The organism is Rathayibacter iranicus NCPPB 2253 = VKM Ac-1602 (genome assembly GCF_003149025.1).
Classification (GTDB): Bacteria; Actinomycetota; Actinomycetes; order Actinomycetales; family Microbacteriaceae; genus Rathayibacter; species Rathayibacter iranicus.
Genome location: NZ_QGDV01000002.1, coordinates 136,571 through 153,317, shown reverse-complemented (window position 1 = coordinate 153,317; position 16,747 = coordinate 136,571). Strand labels below are relative to the sequence as shown.

Sequence of the window (16,747 nt, the reverse complement as noted above, 5' to 3'; positions counted from 1 at the left end):
GCCCTGCATTCCACTGACACGCCCTTCCCGCCGACGGGAGCATCGACGGGGAGGGCGTGCCAGTGGAAGAACGCACGGACTAGCCGCAGGGCGTCAGCTTGGCGACCGAGTCAGACAGCGTCTTCGCACTGCCCAGCAGAATGACCTCGCTCGCACCCGATGCTGTGATGTCAGCGAGGACGGCCCTTGGCACGCAGGTCGGCTGCACAGCGAACAGCGGGCTGCCGGTGAAGCCGGCGGCGGTGGCGCCCGCGAGCGCGTCCGGGAAGTTTTCTCCCGTGGCGAGGTAGACGGTCCTCGCGCTGGTGAAAGCGGCCTTGTTCAGCTTCTCGGAGGTGTCGTAGCGGTCGGTCCCGCCGATCCGGGTGATGACTGGTCCACGCAGCGAGCGCTCGATCCCCGCGCTCACCGAGAGTTCGGAGCCCGCGATCGTGAGCCTCTTCACGCCCAGTCCACTGATAATCCCGCGGGTGACGGCGTCCGCCGAATGAGCGGTGCCGTTGACAAGGACGACCGGAGCATCAGCGGTTCCTGCCGCTGCGCTCGCGCTGAGAGCGTCGGGGAATTTTTCGCCTGTCGCGAGCCATGCCGTCGAGGAGCCACCCGAGAAGGCGTACTGCATGATCAGCTTCGACGTGTCGTAGCGGTCGACTCCGCCCAGACGGCGGATGTCGCGATTCTTTGCGTAAGCCGCAAGGTCGGAGTAGACCTGGCTGCCAACGCTGAGATCGGAGCCGACGACGACGATCTTTGCCGGCTTCAGACGGGTCAGCTCGTCGCGGACGACCTGGCTCATCGAGTCGCGATCGACGAGCAGAAGCGGTCCGCCCTGCTTTGCCGCGGCGGGTCCGGCGCTCAGTGCGTCGGGGAAATTCTGGCCCGTCGCGACGTAGACGACTGGGACGTTCGCCGGGAAGGTGCGCTTGGAGACCGCGACCGCCGTGCCCTGGCGGTCGGTGCCCGCGATCCGGCTGACGGTGGGGCTCTTGACCGGCGGGGTCGTCGGAGTCGCGGTAGGGGTCGCTGTCGGAGTGGGCGTGGCTGTCGGGGTCGGCGCAGTCGGTCCTGCGCTCGTGAAGCGGACGGACGCGTCGACGTCTACCGTCGCGCCCGCTGGCTGCGCTGTGCCCCGGCTGATCCCGGAGACCTGGATGACGCTGCCGACGCGGTCCTTGTAGGCGTCGTAGGCGGCGGCGGGGATAGTGACGGAGATCGCGGACTTGTCGCTGTCGACAGAGGTTTGGGCAGAGACGCGCTCGGAGCGGCTTGGCCCGACGCTTGCACCGATGCCCTGCAGATCGAAGAAGCCGGCCTTGTTCGACTCCAGGACGACGACGTCGCTGCCGGCGACCGCAGTCGCGGTCGCGTTGAGACCCCAAAACGAGCCCCCACGCTGCAAGGAGGCGGCGTCGGCAGACAGGTCGACGCGGCCGACGCTGCCGCCGGCAGGCGAGCCGAGGGCGAGGGTGGCGGTGGTGAACAGCTCGTATCCGACATCAAAGGGCTGACCCGACGGGATCGAAGCCGCGGCGATCGGCTCCTTTTGCGCCGAGACCTGGAGAGCGACGCTTCCGCCACCAAACGTCGACAGAGCTCGCTTCATCGGGATACGGAATGTGCGGCTCCCCGAAGTCAGCGTGCTGCTGCCGGTCAATTCGTTGTCGCCTAGGGTCCAGTTCACGGTCGAGAAATTCGGGTACGGCGAGTTTGGGCGTGCCGAGGGCGACAACGTGACGTCCAGTTCCGTGGCGTCACCGGCGACCGGCGCGACCTGGGATGCCCCGTACTGCTCTGAGACGGACCAGTTGTAGGGCGACGTCGACACATGAATCCTCCGGGTCTCGGCCGACGCCGATCCAGTGCCGCTCATCACTCCGACGACGACAGCGGCGGCGCTGGCAACGGCGATTGCGGAACGCAGCCACCTCGCTCGCATTGTCTGGTGCGCTCGGTCAGCAATCATTCGGTGGTCCCCCATCGTCGTGGTTGTCGTGCCGATCTCACTCGTCGACCAGTTGTTCTCGAAGCGCAGGAGAAGCACTCCCCAATGATCAGCCGTCGAAGCATATCCGGCGCCACTATTCTCTGCAAAGAAGAGGAACACGCCCTTCGAGTGTCAAGCCCCACTGCTTTCCCGCACGTGCATTCCGGCTTTCTCTCCGCTCTAACTGGGGGACTCCCTCCTGCCCGTCCTTCGACCTCTCGACTGAACAGATGTGCTATGGATGTGCTGCAGAGCCTGACAAAAAGGCTGCGGCACGCAGCATCGGTCGCCCTGCCACGCACCGCGAGACCGAATCTTTCGCGTTCAGGGTCGAGAACGATCGTGAGGCATTCCGAAGATGAGACAACGCCCCACCCGGAGGACCGCGGAGCCTGGTCAGGCAGCAGACGACGCTAGTAAGGCCGACGCATCAACCGTCGAGAGGCACCGTACGTCCGACGAGGCACGCGCCGGTCGCAATCGGAGCGGCAACGACGGCATGCACGCCGCCGCTCTTGGGTCCGTACTGACCCAGCAGGCACGAGTCGCCGAGCCTGACCGACACCTGAACCGAGTCGGCATCCAGTCCCACGGACGTCTCGTCCGCCGTCAACTGCATCGCTTCGCGAGGGAAGCCTGCCGATGTCAGCGCCTGGACCACGGAGACGCCGGGTACCTGCGGATCGGCCTCGGCTACGGCGCGCAGAACCTGATCGAAGGCCGGCAGGTTCTGCTCGGCTGTGCCGCCGGGAACGTATGCGGCAGGGGTGGAAGAACCATCCTCGGAGGCGGTGTGGGTAGCGATCGGTGCTGCAGGACCGGGCTCGGTGCAACCGCTGAGAACAGCAGCGAGTGCACAAGCGCCGAGTGCTCCGAGGAGCCGCGACCGAGCGTTCCGTGTCGTCACGAGGCTCCTTTTCCGGGCAGCGGATCTCCTTCCGGGCCCCCGCTCAAAACGGCGTACCCACGGACTCTATCGAAGTCGAGGGATCCACTCCGCCCGCTCCGGCCGCTCCGGCCGCCACCACCGGCTGGGCCTCGGGGGTTGCGGCCCAGTCCTTGGGGGCATCGCCGCCGTCCGACGTCTGGTCGCTCCATCCCGGTTCGGCAACCGGTGCCGACGGAGCAGCCGTTCGGTTGACCGTCTTCGTGTACCGGGTCGTACCCCAGGCCAGATCGTGCCCGATCCCCTCGGCGGTGAGCACGACGTCTGTCCCCGACTTTCCGCCAGCCTCCCACGCGCGAACCCCGAGGCGTCCCGTGACGACGATGCGATCACCGCGCGCCAGCGACGCGAGTGCATTGCCGGCCAGTCCGTTGAACGCGGTGACCGTGTACCAGTTGGTGGAGCCGTCGACCCAGCGCTGTTCTGCGCGGTCGTAACGCCGCTGGGCGGAGGCTAAGCGGAACGTGGTCATCGAGGTGCCGTTGGAGGTGTCGATGCTCCGCGGCTCGGTCCCAATGACTCCGATAACGGTGAGCGTGTCGGTCATGGTGGTGTCCTCTCGTTGGTCGCACCCGTCGCGACCGCGACAGGGACGGCGCCCGAGTGGAGGGGGCTGGTACCACTCGGGCGCCGCAGGATCAGTGTCGCGACAAAGGGCCTGCCTCCGAGGTGGAAGCAGGCCCTTCTGGGGAGAGATCCGCGAAAGAGGCCCCTGTGGAGGAGGCCTATGCGGCGGTGATGTACTTCGAATACGACGCTCGGATCTTGTTGACCTTCGGCTGGGCGACCGCAAGGCAGTAACCCTGGCCTGGATTCTTTGCGAAGAAATCCTGGTGGTAGTCCTCTGCCGCGTAGTAGACGCCGAGCGGAGCGATCTCGGTGACGATCGGTCCGTCCCACCAGTCAGCCGCGCGCTCGCGGGCGGATTCGAAGAGTTCCTTCTCCTCGTCGGAGGAGTAGAACATCGCCGACCGGTACTGCGTGCCGATGTCGTTGCCCTGGCGGTTCAGCTGACGCGGGTCGTGCAGGGTGAAGAAGACGTCGAGGATGACCTGCTCAGGAATGACGTCCGGGTCGAAGGTGACGGCCACGGCCTCGGCATGCCCGGTGCGACCCGAGCAGACGTCCTCGTAGTCGGGCTCGGTCGTTCGGCCGCCGGTATAACCGGAGACAACGTCGGTCACGCCGTCGAGGACGCGATAAACGGCGTCCAGACACCAAAAGCATCCTCCGGCGAGTACGAATGTGCGCATTGCGTGTGACTCACTTCCTGTCGCATCGACGCATCCGAGGCATCGGGCACGTCTCTTCATCCAACACCCTCGTGAACCTCTGCATTCCGTCGAGGGAGACCCTGGAATGGAGATGGTCCCTGGAATAGAGTCCCCACGTGAGTTACGACGCCGCCCCAGCCCGCTATGACCGCATGGAATACCGACGCAGTGGACGGAGCGGCCTGAAGCTCCCCGCCCTCTCCCTCGGCCTTTGGCACAATTTCGGCTCAGACCGTGCACTCGATACGCAGCGCTCGATCCTGCGCCGTGCCCTGGACCTCGGGATCACCCACTTCGACCTGGCCAACAACTACGGCCCGCCCTACGGTGCCGCCGAGACCGCCTTCGGACGGATCTTCGCGGAGGATTTTCGGCCCTACCGTGACGAAATTGTCCTCTCCTCAAAGGCGGGCTACGACATGTGGCCAGGACCATACGGCGACGGCGGCTCGCGCAAGTACCTCCTCTCCTCGCTCGACCAGAGCCTGAATCGCCTCGGTGTCGACTACGTCGACGTCTTCTACTCCCACCGCCCCGATCCCGAGACGCCGATCGAGGAGACGATGGGCGCGCTTGCCTCGGCGGTGCAGCAGGGCAAAGCGCTCTACGTGGGCATCTCGAACTACTCCCCCGAGCAGACCCGCGCCGCCCAGAAGGCGCTGGCGGCGCACGGCGTTCCCCTCGTCCTGCATCAGCCGCGCTACTCCCTCTTCGACCGCGGACCCGAGCGCGGGCTCTTCCCCGTTCTCGACGAGCTCGGCGCCGGCTGCATCGTCTTCTCTCCGCTCGCGCAGGGACTGCTGACCGACCGCTACCTCGACGGCACCGTCCCGCACGGCTCGCGCGCAGCCACCTCGCGCTTTCTTTCTTCGGAACGGATCGACGAGGACTACCTGACCCGCGCTCGCGGCCTGAACGCTCTCGCTCAACGGCGCGGTCAGTCACTGGCCCAGCTCGCGTTGACCTGGGTGCTGCGGATCCCGACGGTGACCAGCGCGATCATCGGAGCATCGAGCGTCGCCCAGCTGGAGCACAACGTCGCTGCACTCGAGTTCGGGTCCCTGTCGGCGGACGAGATGGCCGCGATTGACGAGTTCGCCGTCCACGGGACAACCGTGCGCTGAGCACCGCGTGTGTATGTCGGTGGTCGGCCGTAACCTACGGGAGCACTCGGCAAGCGGGTGCTGTACGTACCGAGCAGGAGGAACCCGATGTCCCTGTCCACGCTGCACGCCATTCGCACTCCGCCGACGCTCACGCGGGTGAATCCGCGCCTCTGGCGGGTCAACACCGGCTCCGGGGCCGTCATCGGCCACATCGAGCTGGTCGACGATCCGCAGGGCGAGCGGTACCGCGCCCGCCTGCTACGCGCGGGCATGCCGGCCGGCGCACAGCTCGGAGAGTTCTGGAGCGTCGATGATGCCGTCGAGGTTTTTCGTGTCGCCTAGTCCCTTCGCGCCTCCGCCGCGCCGATACCCGCCCACGGCGGCGTGCCGACCAGACCGCGGATACCACCCGGGCTAGCGTTCGCGTCATGCAGTGGTGGAACGAGTTCATGTCCTGGATCCGCACGGGCGAGGGGTACCAGGCGATCGTCACAGCCGTGGTGGTCTTGGTAGCCGTGGTGATCGGAGTGGTCATCGTCGCGTCCGTGTTCCGCGCGTCGATCGCGCGCCTCATTCGGCAGCAGGAGCACGAGAGGAAGAACGCGATCATCGCGACGCTCGTCGATGCGGCAGTCGACGCCTCCGCCTGGAATGTGTTGAGCGGTCCCGAGCGGGTTTTGAGTGATCGCGCATCGGCGCAGGCCGAGACCCATCTCAGGCTCCTTCCCGTCAAGGGCTCCGGGGTGGCCGCCAACTGGGCAGCTCACGAACTTGCCGAACTGAAGCACACGTCAACCACCGGCGGTTACCAGACCCAGGCGAGCGTGGGCGAGTTCCGCGATCGTCTCGTGCAGTGGCGCGACAGACCTGGCCGCGCACGCAAGGCCTTCCTGGCAGATCTCGAACGCTGGCGTTTCTCGGAGACTGGGCGCGAGCGTACAGAAGACATCGACTGGAGCGGGGTGGAGGAGGAGCGTCCCGTTGCAACTGCGCAGTCGGACGAGCCGACGTCTCGGCCCTCGTCGTCCGGGCTTCCCGTGGACGTCGGAGCAGGTTCCTCTGATCCCGGTAGTGACTCTGCGCGCTCCTCGGCTCCGACGATCGTGCTTCCCCCGGCCGCGGGCGACATGTCTGAGGATGAGACGAGTCGTCTTCTCGCCGATGTCGACCGCCTCGACGTTCCGTCACGAGAGCGATTTGTTGAAGAGCTACCGCCGATCGAGTCACACCGTCACGCACCTGCCAAAGATGCGCCGGAGCCGACCCGGGATGGCGACGCGCCGGACACCGATGGACCGGACGCCGAGCCGATCGAGGAGATTGATGCGGCAACAGTCCAAACCGATGAAGCGCGTTTCCAGCCGACAGCACCCGCGAGTGACCGCCCGGCTTCCTCCGAGCGTCCGTCCGACTGATTCGATGTGAGTGAAGTCTTCATGGACTTCGAGAAGAGCAGAGAAGGCCCCGACCGCAGCTGCGGTCGGGGCCTTCTCTGTAGTGCGGGTGGTGCTTGTCATCCGTACTAGCTGTGTGCATCGCGTGCACGGGCGACTCGGCCGACCAGCACGGCAAGGGGTGCCGCGACGATCGTCCACGCGACGGCGATTCCACCGAGGATGGCGAGTATCAGCATGGTCGTACCTCCGTTCGTTACGTCGTTGTAATTCCGAACACCTTCAGACTAGGTGCCTCACCCCCACTCAAGTGTCGGAGAGTGAGAAACACGCCGATGTTGCCTCCGATTTGCCAGTGTGTTACAAGAGCAAGTCATGCTTGTCCTCATATGAGGGTCAGGCCACCGGAAGAAAGCATCCGCGCGCCACGTTTCGACCCTGACGTCCGATCTCGGTCAACTCTGAAGAACGGTGACCGCTCCGACCATGTGAACCCCGCGGCACGGGACGTCTGCAGCCGAACTTGCGGAACCGGCGTAGTAGCCTGGCCGGACGCCCTCGTAGCTCAGCGGATAGAGCAGCAGCCTTCTAATCTGACGGTCGCAGGTTCGAGTCCTGCCGAGGGCACCAACCCGTTTCACTCTCCTCCGTCGAGACGGACACCGGTCGCCTCTCCACACGTTTCGGCCCGGAGGGACCTCCCGGGGCAGTACGCTTTGGTGCGTACAAGAACCGCGAGCAGGCACGACGGGACCCGCCACCGTCTGGATCCCTCCCCGGAGTCTGGATCCCTCCCCGGAGTCGATCGTAGGCCCAACGACCATCGTCCGAGAGAAGCCGGGTCACGAGGAGCGGGTTGTCTCTCACTGCCCCCAACGCCCCTCCGCCAGACGCGCTCGCTGACCCAACAGCACCGCTGATCGAGCGTTCACCGCGAAGGACCGATCGATCCCCTGAGCCGTAAGGTCCTCAAGACGAGCAGTGATGCCGCGGGCGTGATGCACAATAACGCCATCGACGTGCCCGAACGCCTTAACGGCAAGCGCAAGCAATCATTCCGACTCCGGTTCCTCGAATTCGTCGGAAGCGCTCACGACCCGCGCCCAAGCTATTAGCACTCGCCAACCAGCTGCTCGGGAACATGACGGCCGGAACGAGTAGCAAATAGGGCATCGGTCTTGCATTTAAATGTGACCATCAGAGGACAGGCCAATTGGACGATGAGAACTCAGAAAAGTGCGGTTCTCCAAATTGAGTTTAGACGTCGAGACAACCGCCAGCCAGCCGGACGAAGCACAAGAATCCGGCCTGGCGTTCCTCCGCGCTCACCCTTCGTGATGTACTGCGAATCTTTGATCGCTGGTGTCACCACTCTCCCTTCCCATCCTCATGTCGAAGGGAAGAGGTCCGGTTCGATCGGCGACGTCTGACAGAGCAGCGTGCCACTTTCTCCTTACATGTAGCCGAGGGGACACGTTCATCCGGCTCAACCAAAGGCGTAGCTCGCATTCACAGCGCCGGCGCCGCTCACGTGAAGTGAACGGCAGCCAGAGCAAACGTGAATCAGCCGGAGGCCTGAAGAAACGCCTCGGCCTTCTCCCGGAAGTCAGCGACGAGGTTCTCGTTGCGCGCATACTGCTGAGTCGGGTGTACGAAGTCTCGTTTAATAATGTAGTCGCCGGAGAGGATCGGGCACTTGCCATCCGTGCAGAACCAGTTCATCGTGTCAATGTAGGAAGTGCCGGGGACAGTGGGCTCTACTTGATGAATTTGAGTCCAGGTATCCTGAACACGGGATTCGCACGATGACGGCTTTCCTACCGGAGTATAGCAATCCGCGATCTGCTTTCCCTCAGGCGGGGGAGAGACGAAAATGATTTTTGCGCCCGACGGCGAAGCTTTTTGCACGAAGGATTCTGCCGCCGCTTTCCACTCCGCCTGCGCTGCTGCACCGGTTGCACCGGACGTTAGTTTGTTCGGAAGGGACCAGTTATAGTTCTCGATCACAAAGACTGCCACGGGCTTGACCTTATTGATGTAGGCAAGTGAGTTGTCTCTGTGGCTGAGGCAACCAGCTTTCCGGTCGGCCGGAGTAAAGACAACATCAAGGTCGATGACAGCACAGCCCGTCGCGGTAGCACCGCGCACGTGGTAACGATCCTCGAAGGCCGCTCGGACGGTCGGCATCAGCGTCATGCCGAGCGAATCGCCGTACACGACGATCTCCGGATTCGACGTGTTGCCGAATGAGCATGATGACGGGTCATCAAAATTTGTCCGGCCGCAGCCTAATGCCACCTCGTCAGGTGTACCCTCATCAATGACATTGTCGACCGATGGGCTCGTCGTGGCAGGCCAGGATGTCGACTTGAGTGCCGCCTTCAGCGCAGCCTCAGCTCTTGCGCCAGGAGTGTCAACCACCGGTGCGCCGCTCGAGGTGGCCGTCATGCTCGGCCCCGCGACTGGCCGCACGTATTCCTCTGCCGGTGGCGGCGCGCTGGTCACTCCCACGACCGCGACTGTCGCCGCGGCGAGGAAGCCAAGACCGTAGTACTTGACGTTAGCATTCTCCTTACGCCATTTCTTCCATGCCTCAAGCTGCGTGTGCCACGATCCACCTTTGAAGAGCGGAGAGAGGTTCATGGGCTTTTCGACGACATGGTAGGAGGTGATGGAGAGCACTGCCGTCACGGCGAGCACGGTCATGAAGTAAGGCAAGCCGAGATCTGGAATCAGGATCGCCGTGAACACGATTACCGGAAAGTGCCAAAGGTAGAGACTGTAAGAGATATCTCCGATGTACTTCGCGGCGGGATTCACGAGCAGGAAGTTCCAACGGGCAGTGCCACCGGCAGAAGAGACGATAACGAGTCCCGCGGACAGAACGGGAAGAAGGGCGCCTGGCGCCGGGAAGACGGTTCCCGAATCGATGATGAACAGGGCGGCGAACATACCGCCGATACCGATCCACGCCAAGACCGGTCGTAGCGCGGTGGGGATGCTCGCGAAGCGACTGGCGAAGATCGCCAGGATCGCTCCGATCCCAAGCTCCCACGTGCGGGAGAACAGCGAGAAATATGCGACCGTCGATGACGCGGCGGACTCATAGAACGCCCAGGCGAGGGAGCCGACGATGATCACGCCCATCGCGGTACCGGCGAAACTAATTGCTTTCGCCGGTGTTGCCTTGAGAGCCTTCGTGGCCAGCACAAGAATCCCGAGCATGAGCCAGGGCCACACGAAGTAGAACTGCTCCTCAACGGACAGCGACCAAAAGTGTTGAAGGGGTGACGGCGCGCCACCCTGCGCAAAATAATCGGTACCGGTGCTAGCAAACCGCCAGTTCGCGAAGAAGAAAAAGGACGCGATTGAGTCCCAGACGGTCGCGTCGAACTTGTTTCCCAGGAAGAGTGCTCGAGCTGCGGCGAGAGTAGCGCCGATAACGAGGATGGTGGCCGGCACGATCCGTCGAATCCTGCGCGCGTAAAAGCCAGTGAACGAGATATGCCCCGTTTTTTGAAACTCCTTGAGCAAGATACCCGTGATGAGAAAGCCGGAGATAACGAAGAAGATGTCGACGCCGACGAAGCCTCCCGTCGGCCATGCGAAGAGGTGGTCGGCGATGACCGCTAACACCGCGAACGCGCGAAGCCCCTGGATATCCGGCCGAAAACCCGCACGGGATGGTTTGGTCGACGCACGGCGTGATCGCGGGGCAGTAGTGCTACTCATTCTTCTCCTCGTCTGGCACAGTCTGGGTCGCCTGGCGGGGAATGCTAACACCGCGGTCGAACGCCGTCCGCCGGTATTCGCGTAAGAGCGACGAGTTGGCGCGAATGACGACGCGCAGGCCCAAAAATGTCGGCGAGACACTGAGGTCTGCCCGATGACTCGGTAGGCTCTCGGCCTTTTCCGACGATGCGCGGCCCCGGTCGAGCCGCTCTTTTCTCACCGTCGACAGCGCCCCCGTCCGAGCAGCCGCTAAGAGCGGCGCCTGCCGGCTGGAGAAGACGAACGACTGGGCGGCTCTCAGGCTCCGTGGACGAGGCCGAGCACGCCGACCACGAGCGAGACGGCGGCCAGGACGAGGGAGGTGCCGATCAACACCGTGTGCACGCGGAGGAAGGTCGTCGCACGGCCCTCGGTGTCGCGCGCGCGAGGATCTTTGCGGACGCGACGGAGGAAGGGCGGCCACACGATGGCGTTCCAGACGGCGTTGGCAATCAGAACCCAGCAGACGAGCGTCATCACGAGAATTAAGTGTAGAGGCCACTCCCCGCGGCCGAATCGGGCTGTCGGTGGCCGCGGATAGACTCTGCGCATGAGTAGCGCCCCCGATCGTCTTGTCTGGATCGACTGCGAGATGACGGGGCTCGACCTCTCCGTCGATGAGCTTGTCGAGATCGCCGTCGTCGTCACCGACTTCGATCTCGAGCCCCTCGACGAGGGACTCTCGATCGTTATCCGCCCCGACGACAGCGCGCTGGCGAACATGGGCGACTTTGTGCGCACGATGCACGAGACGTCCGGCCTGCTCACCGAAATCCCTTCCGGCATGAGCGTCGCGGAGGCGGAGTACGAGGTGCTTGAGTACGTGCTGAAGCATGTGCCTGCCGAGCAGCAGGCTCCGCTCGCCGGCAACTCGATTGGTACCGACCGGGCATTCCTCGCCGCGTTCATGCCGCGCCTCGACTCCCACCTGCACTATCGCAATGTCGATGTCAGCACCATCAAGGAGCTGGCGCGCCGCTGGTTCCCGCGCATCTACTTCAACGCTCCGGCTAAGAACGGCGGGCACCGCGCGCTCGCGGACATCCTCGAAAGCATCCGGGAGCTGCGCTACTACCGGCGCGCCATCTTCGTGGCGGAGCCGGGGCCGACGACCGCCGAGGTGCAGGCCGTTTCGGCCAGCGTCGTGGACGAGTTCACTCCCAGGATGTAGTACTCTCGTACAGTTGCTTCGCGGGGTCTGCCCCGAGAAACACACTCCTGGTGGGTATAGCTCAGTTGGCAGAGCGCCTGGTTGTGGTCTAGGAGGCCGCGGGTTCGAGCCCCGTTACTCACCCCAGTGGCTGTGGATGCAGCTCAAGAGGCCCGGAGTCCACGACTCCGGGCCTTTTCGTGTGCGGGCTTCGTGCAGAGAGGCGACCGGATGCTCGAACTCGACGGGGCAGCCTTCGAGGCGCTGGTCGTCGCCGAACTCGACCAGCTCCCGGACGACATGGTCGATGGCCTCGAGAACGTCGTGTTCGTCGTCGAGGACCGGCCGGAGGACGGCTCGCTCGACCTCCTCGGCATCTACGACGGCATCGCGCTGACGGAGCGTGAGCGCTACGGCTTCGGCGAGATGCCCGACCGGATTGTGCTCTTCCGCGAGCCGCATCTCGCCGTCTGCGACAACCTCGACGAACTCCGCGACGAGGTTCACGTCACGCTCGTGCACGAGATCGCCCACTTTTATGGCATCGACGACGAGCGCCTGCACGAACTCGGTTGGGCCTGAGACTCAGTCGTCCACGCCGCTGGTGTCGAGCACGACGTCCGCACCTTCCCGGGGGCGTTCCCGCGCGCAGTAGGCGCGGAAATCGCGGTCCCACTCCTCCCAGTGCGGGGCGAAGAGTTCGCCGTCGCGAGTGAGTGCCCGCTTCCGCCGTTGCGCGTCGCCCGCCTCCAGCCAGATAACCAGACCGGCGTACCTTCGCGCCGCGGCGTTCGCGGCACCGCAGCCCTCGAGAAGGAGAAGCGACGCGCTGACCCGACGACGGCCGGCGGTCGTCCCGGTTGCCCAGTTCCAGGGCCGCCAGCGAGCTGAGAGGCCGAGGGCGTGCGCGCGGACAAGGTCCTGTGCGGTCGCTCGCGCAGCGCTGTCGAGTCCAGACCAGCCGGGGAAGAGGTCGTCCATCCGCACGAGTTCGACCGAGGGTGCGCCCGAAACGGCGAGCAGCTCTGCGAGGAGAGAACGCGCGAATGTCGACTTGCCCGAGCCGCTCGGCCCGTCGAGCAGGATCGTCCGTCTCCGCTCGGCGACGATGCGCCGAGCGAGCCGCCGGGCCGTGTCGGCGGTGAGGTCCTGCGCCGGCGGCATGCTCGCGAAAGCCCTAGCCATGCAGGACGAAGCTCCATGAGCCCGACAGAACGGCCGCAGCGACCGACATGGCCGCGAGAGCGGTACCTCCGGCGATCAGCAGGACGTCGCCTGCGCCGAGTCGCGACTCCCGAGCCCAGGTGCGCGGGATGCCGGAACCGAAACCCTTCGCCTCCATCGCTGTCGCGAGGCGACTGCCGCGGCGAATGGCGAGAACGAGCAGCGAGAAGGTGCGCGAGGCGAGACTTCGCACGGCCTGCACCGGACCGCGGCCGTCCGCGACCCCGCGGGCTCGACGCGCCATCGACAGCGTCCGCCAGTCCTCGACGAGGAGGCCGACAAGCCGCATGCCAGCAAGGGCGCCAAGGACGAAGCGTGACGGCAAGCGAAGGATCTGGGCGAGACCGTCCGCGAGATCGGTCGGGTCGGTCGTCGCGATGAGCACCACGCTCGGCAGCCCGATCGCCAGCACACGCAGCGCGATAGCGAGGCCGAGGGCGACTGAGCCCTCGGTCACGGAAACGATCAGGAACTCGGCGTAGACGGCTCCGCTGTCGCGCCCGTAGAGGACAGTAGAAAGTCCCGCCAGGGGCGCGGCGACCCAGACGGGGGCCGTGCGCCGCACGAGTTCCCTCGCACGAAGCCCGGCGAATGGCAGGACGAGCAGCTCCAGGAGGAGTGCCGTGGCGGCCGACACCGCATCCACGGTGAGGATCAGCGCCAGCGCGATCACGAGACTCGCGAAGAGCTTCGCCACAGGATTGGCTCGCGCGAGCGGACTGCGCGCGGGGACGGACTCGAGGAGCGTCATCCAGCCACCGCCTCACGTGCGCCCAGGGTCACGACGGTGTCGGCGAGAGCGGCCACCAGCGCCTCATCGTGGGTGACAGCGACGATCGCGGTGCCCTCGTCGCGCTGCTCGGCGAGGAGATCGACAAGTACCCCCCAGGTCAATCGGTCCTGTCCGAAAGTCGGCTCGTCGAGCACGAGGACGGACGGGGCTCGCGTGAGGGCGGAGGCGACAGCGAGGCGCCGCTTCTCGCCGCCGGAGAGCGTAAAGGGATGTGCCTCGGCTAGGTGCGCAAGGCCCAAGCGCTCGAGCAGTTCATCCGCCCGGCGTCGCTCGGCCGTGTCGCGGGCGCCAAGCGCAAGCTCTGCTCGGACACGAGCCCTGAGGAACTGATGCTCCGGCTCCTGGAACACCATCGCGATGCGCTCGGCGAGCTGCGCCGAGGTCCAGCGAATCGGCTCCGGGGCGGCGCCGGAGCGCAGGAGGTCGGAGGCGAAGATCTGACCCGCGGACGGCGGGAGAAGGCCGGCCAGGGTCAGTGCGAGGGTCGACTTGCCCGCGCCATTGGGCCCGAGCACCGCGGTCACCCGAGCCGAATCGACGGTGAGGCCGAGCCCAGAGGCGACGACGGCCGATTGCCGCCGACCGAGCACCGGCCTGCCGATCGACAGGTCGCGCGCGCTCAGCACAGCGGATGCGGGCTGAGCACTCGCCGCGCGGCGCTCAGGGAATTCCCCCGGCAACCAGACGCCGGAGGCACGCAGCACCTCTCGCGCTTCCTCGAGGACCAGCGACCCAGCGCCGTTGGCGACCACAGCGCCGTTGCGACCGAGGACGATAACCCGGTCGACCATGTCGATCCAGACACCGACCCGGTGCTCGACGACGATGAGCGTCGCTCCGGTGCGCTGACAGGTGCGCTCGACCGCCTCACGCACCTCGCTCACACCCTGTGGATCGAGGTTGGCGGTTGGCTCATCGAGGAGGAGCAGCCTCGGCCGCATGGCGAGAACGCCCGCCAACGCGAGCCTCTGCTTCTGGCCGCCGGAGAGCGCCGAGGTCGATCGGTCGAGGGGCACGGCGAGCCCGACATCGTCGAGCGCCTCACGCACACGGGCCGAAATCTCGGAGCGCGGCACGCCAAGGTTCTCGCAGGCAAAGGCTACGTCGTCGCCGACCCGTGCCAGGACGGCCTGCGTGTCCGGATCCTGTAGCACGAGGCCCGCTACGCCGCGACGGGCGAGGGGCGCCGCGCCGTCAATCTCGAGGTCGCCTGACGCGGCGCCGTCCTCCTCGCCGCCGAGTACCCCGGCCAGGGCGTGCAGAAGTGTGCTCTTGCCTGCTCCGGACGGGCCGAGCAGGAGGACTCGCTCCCTTGGCTCGATCGCGAGGTCGACTCCGATCACCGCGGCCTGTGAGCGTCCCGCGTGCTGCCAGCTCCACCCCCGCGCGCGAACCGAGGCGCCGCTCATCGAACGCTCGCACCGACTCCCTCGACCGTCCGGCCCTCGCGACCCGAGGCGAAGCGGTCGAGTGCGCCCGACGCGGCCAGCCCGCGGACCGCGAACCAGGAGAGTAGGCCGGCCAGTAAGACGCCGGAGACGATCGACGAGACGACGTAGACCGCCTTGAACAGCGAGTCATTTGCGGCATAGAAGGACAGAAGGTCGTTGATCGCGAGAGCGAGTCCCGCGCCGGCACCGGCGAGCATCGCAACGAGCGGGCGTCCGCTGCGGTAAAGGAAGAGTGCGAGGACGATCTCGGCGCCGAGCCCCTGCACGAGGCCGGAGATCAGCACGGTGAAACCCCACTGAGTACCGATCAGTGCCGAGACGGCCGCGGCGACGAGCTCGGTGTAGAGCGCGGCGCCGGGCTTGCGGATAATCAATCCACCGAGGACACCGGCGAAGAGCCAGCCGCCGCCGAGGAGACCACCGAGGCCGGGAAGGAACGCGAAAGTCACGCCAAGGACATTCGTGGCGAGACCCCACGCCCAGAACACGATGCCGCTCGCGACGGCGACGACGCTCGCGACCACGATGTCAACGACCCGCCAGCGGAGGTTGCGCCTGGATGGCGTAGGAAGGGATGTCGCGCTCGAATTCCCCACGCCTAATTTCTGCGCATTCGTGTTCTGCGCATTCGTGTTCTGCACTGTCGTGCCCTTTCGTGGAAGCGAATGGAGGGCACGGGTTTGGAAGAGGAGATCGAAACGTTCCTTCGCTGGCATGACCCAGATCAGGTTCGACGGTCGAAGGCTGCTGCCTTCCTCTCAGTCCGGTGCACCGGACTCCCGTGTTTGTCGGTAATCATAGACGTCATGTCGTGGTCGGTGGTCGTCGTCCTGGCCGTGCTCCTGCTGGTGCTCCTCCAGGTCTTGCTCTGGCAGCGCCGTTGGCGCATTCGCCGTGAGCTGCTGACGTACGGGACGCGTGTGGCCGCGAGGGTCGTTGCGCACGATCCTGCCCGCGGTGACCGCGATTCCGCGCGGGATCTTGGCCGTCTCCTGGTCATTTACCGTACGGCTGAGGGTGAGGAGAAGCGTGCGGTGAAGACGCCGCAAAGACGAGGCGATGCGTGGATGGCAGGCGAGCCGGCGGCGGTGATCTACGACCCGCGGCGGCCGAATGACGCCGAGCGCCTGATCGTCGGCTTCGGCCGGACAAAGAAGAAGTGGTTCACCGCGCGCCAGCAACGCGCCAGCTGATCCGGCACAGGGCCTCCTCGCAGGAGGGCCCGCCCGCCTTCTCAAAGGAGCTATTTTTTGAGGGCACGAATGATTCGCGCAAGCGCCTTGCCGGTCACCCACACGAACGGGATACCGACGGCGAGCACGGAGATGACATTCGGCTGAAAGCGCAGACCGAGATCGTCCTTGATATAGGCGCCGATCGGGATGATCGTGGCGCCGCCGCCTCCGCCGCCCTCCTGGCCATCCTCAGAGCCGCTGCCGCCGCCGAAGCCAAACCAGCGAAGGGCAACCGGGACGAGCGAGACACCATCAACGGTGACGGGCTCGCCGTAAATCGTCGCGGTGCCCGCGGTGGTGACGGTGTCGGCCAGGGAAACTGCGATGTTGGGCATGTTGTGACGGTACTCCGCGACTCTCGACGTCGACAAGCGGCAGGCCGGGGCGCACAGGACTCGCCCATGTCTTCGCCGGAGCGG

General features: G+C 65.5%; 17 protein-coding genes, 2 tRNA genes and 1 riboswitch. Of the genes, 8 read left to right on the top strand and 11 right to left on the bottom strand.

Going from position 1 to position 16,747, the window contains the following annotated elements:
* Positions 1-79 precede the first annotated feature (79 nt).
* From B0H03_RS03245 to msrA, 4 genes are all read right to left on the bottom strand, one after another.
* Positions 80-2,041: a cell wall-binding repeat-containing protein gene (locus tag B0H03_RS03245; protein WP_104264694.1), complete on the bottom strand. Its 1,962-nt coding sequence runs from the start codon at positions 2,039-2,041 to the stop codon at positions 80-82.
* 373 nt (positions 2,042-2,414) lie between these two features.
* Positions 2,415-2,891 carry a DUF6993 domain-containing protein gene (locus B0H03_RS03240; RefSeq protein ID WP_104264693.1) on the bottom strand — a complete coding sequence of 159 codons (477 nt, stop codon included), beginning with the start codon at positions 2,889-2,891 and terminating at the stop codon, positions 2,415-2,417.
* Positions 2,892-2,934: 43 nt separating this feature from the next.
* On the bottom strand, positions 2,935-3,477 hold the full coding sequence (locus tag B0H03_RS03235; protein WP_104264692.1) for a single-stranded DNA-binding protein: 543 nt from the start codon (positions 3,475-3,477) through the stop codon (positions 2,935-2,937).
* 178 nt (positions 3,478-3,655) lie between these two features.
* A complete protein-coding gene (gene msrA / locus B0H03_RS03230; RefSeq protein WP_104264691.1) occupies positions 3,656-4,183 on the bottom strand; it encodes a peptide-methionine (S)-S-oxide reductase MsrA in 528 nt (175 codons plus the stop codon).
* A 137-nt stretch (positions 4,184-4,320) separates the two neighbouring features.
* Here msrA and B0H03_RS03225 point away from each other — a divergent pair, with 137 nt between their 5' ends.
* From B0H03_RS03225 to B0H03_RS03210, 4 genes are all read left to right on the top strand, one after another.
* On the top strand, positions 4,321-5,328 hold the full coding sequence (locus B0H03_RS03225; RefSeq protein WP_104264690.1) for an aldo/keto reductase: 1,008 nt from the start codon (positions 4,321-4,323) through the stop codon (positions 5,326-5,328).
* A gap of 87 nt (positions 5,329-5,415) precedes the next feature.
* Complete coding sequence (locus B0H03_RS03220) at positions 5,416-5,652, top strand: hypothetical protein (protein WP_104264689.1); 237 nt, start codon at positions 5,416-5,418, stop codon at positions 5,650-5,652.
* Between the two features lie 86 nt (positions 5,653-5,738).
* A complete protein-coding gene (locus B0H03_RS03215) occupies positions 5,739-6,725 on the top strand; it encodes a prolipoprotein diacylglyceryl transferase (RefSeq protein WP_104264688.1) in 987 nt (328 codons plus the stop codon).
* Positions 6,726-7,258: 533 nt separating this feature from the next.
* Positions 7,259-7,334 (top strand) — tRNA-Arg (locus tag B0H03_RS03210).
* 933 nt (positions 7,335-8,267) lie between these two features.
* On the opposite strand, the gene B0H03_RS03205 is transcribed toward B0H03_RS03210, so the two are convergent.
* Both B0H03_RS03205 and B0H03_RS03200 read right to left on the bottom strand, forming a co-directional pair.
* Positions 8,268-10,436, bottom strand: a complete 2,169-nt coding sequence (locus B0H03_RS03205) for an acyltransferase family protein (RefSeq protein WP_104264687.1) — start codon at positions 10,434-10,436, stop codon at positions 8,268-8,270.
* 297 nt (positions 10,437-10,733) lie between these two features.
* A complete protein-coding gene (locus B0H03_RS03200; RefSeq protein WP_104264686.1) occupies positions 10,734-10,952 on the bottom strand; it encodes an SCO4848 family membrane protein in 219 nt (72 codons plus the stop codon).
* A gap of 73 nt (positions 10,953-11,025) precedes the next feature.
* Here B0H03_RS03200 and orn point away from each other — a divergent pair, with 73 nt between their 5' ends.
* The 3 genes from orn (at position 11,026) to B0H03_RS03185 (ending at position 12,207) form a co-directional block, all read left to right on the top strand.
* Positions 11,026-11,646 (top strand): oligoribonuclease, encoded by a 621-nt coding sequence (gene orn / locus B0H03_RS03195; RefSeq protein WP_104264685.1) that lies wholly within the window; start codon positions 11,026-11,028, stop codon positions 11,644-11,646.
* A gap of 50 nt (positions 11,647-11,696) precedes the next feature.
* A tRNA-His gene (locus B0H03_RS03190) sits at positions 11,697-11,772 on the top strand.
* An 84-nt stretch (positions 11,773-11,856) separates the two neighbouring features.
* Positions 11,857-12,207, top strand: a complete 351-nt coding sequence (locus B0H03_RS03185) for a metallopeptidase family protein (protein WP_104264684.1) — start codon at positions 11,857-11,859, stop codon at positions 12,205-12,207.
* Between the two features lie 3 nt (positions 12,208-12,210).
* On the opposite strand, the gene B0H03_RS03180 is transcribed toward B0H03_RS03185, so the two are convergent.
* The 4 genes from B0H03_RS03180 to B0H03_RS03165 are packed head-to-tail and all read right to left on the bottom strand — an operon-like array spanning position 12,211 to position 15,734.
* Positions 12,211-12,810, bottom strand: a complete 600-nt coding sequence (locus B0H03_RS03180; protein ID WP_127843908.1) for an AAA family ATPase — start codon at positions 12,808-12,810, stop codon at positions 12,211-12,213.
* Entirely contained in the window at positions 12,803-13,600 is a 798-nt protein-coding gene (locus B0H03_RS03175) for an energy-coupling factor transporter transmembrane component T family protein (RefSeq protein WP_104264682.1), read from the bottom strand. The genes B0H03_RS03180 and B0H03_RS03175 overlap by 8 nt, the downstream gene beginning before the upstream one ends.
* Positions 13,597-15,051 carry an ABC transporter ATP-binding protein gene (locus B0H03_RS03170; protein ID WP_104264681.1) on the bottom strand — a complete coding sequence of 485 codons (1,455 nt, stop codon included), beginning with the start codon at positions 15,049-15,051 and terminating at the stop codon, positions 13,597-13,599. The genes B0H03_RS03175 and B0H03_RS03170 overlap by 4 nt, the downstream gene beginning before the upstream one ends.
* Positions 15,048-15,734, bottom strand: coding sequence for an ECF transporter S component (locus tag B0H03_RS03165; protein ID WP_337189963.1), 687 nt, complete (start codon positions 15,732-15,734; stop codon positions 15,048-15,050). Before B0H03_RS03165 ends, B0H03_RS03170 begins: the two co-directional genes overlap by 4 nt.
* 43 nt (positions 15,735-15,777) lie before the next feature.
* Positions 15,778-15,885, bottom strand: a riboswitch (TPP riboswitch).
* Between the two features lie 14 nt (positions 15,886-15,899).
* On the opposite strand from B0H03_RS03165, the gene B0H03_RS03160 reads away from it, so the two are divergent.
* The gene (locus tag B0H03_RS03160; RefSeq protein ID WP_104264680.1) at positions 15,900-16,286 is read left to right on the top strand and encodes a DUF3592 domain-containing protein; all 387 of its coding nucleotides are present in this window, start codon (positions 15,900-15,902) and stop codon (positions 16,284-16,286) included.
* 50 nt (positions 16,287-16,336) lie between these two features.
* Here B0H03_RS03160 and B0H03_RS03155 read toward each other — a convergent pair whose 3' ends face one another.
* Positions 16,337-16,663: a hypothetical protein gene (locus B0H03_RS03155; protein ID WP_104264679.1), complete on the bottom strand. Its 327-nt coding sequence runs from the start codon at positions 16,661-16,663 to the stop codon at positions 16,337-16,339.
* Between the last annotated feature and the right edge of the window lie 84 nt (positions 16,664-16,747).